The following is a 234-nucleotide window of genomic DNA, read 5'->3' on the forward strand; positions in this document are numbered from 1 at the left end:
TTTGTTAAAGGGGTTTTCATCAGCGATTCCAGCTGGTCGCGCACCTGAGGAACGTGCAGACCGACAATCACCTGTATGCCGTTGCCGCGCCGCACCACACCGTGTGCGCCCAGGGCTTTGAAGACGTCATCGCTTTGGGTTTTCGTCATATCCACCAGGGCGATACGCAGGCGGGTGGCGCAGTTATTGATACTTTCGATATTCGCTGCGCCGCCGAGCGCCTGTAAGAACCCA

General features: G+C 57.3%; 1 protein-coding gene. It reads right to left on the reverse strand.

All coding sequences use genetic code 11. The features are described 5' to 3' along the window. Nucleotides 1-234, reverse strand: a 234-nt coding sequence (locus ACRHOC_RS15215) for a glucose PTS transporter subunit EIIB (RefSeq protein WP_431159448.1), incomplete at both ends; no start/stop codon positions are given.

It is taken from the genome of Winogradskyella poriferorum (assembly GCF_050618035.1).
Classification (GTDB): Bacteria; Bacteroidota; Bacteroidia; order Flavobacteriales; family Flavobacteriaceae; genus Winogradskyella; species Winogradskyella poriferorum_A.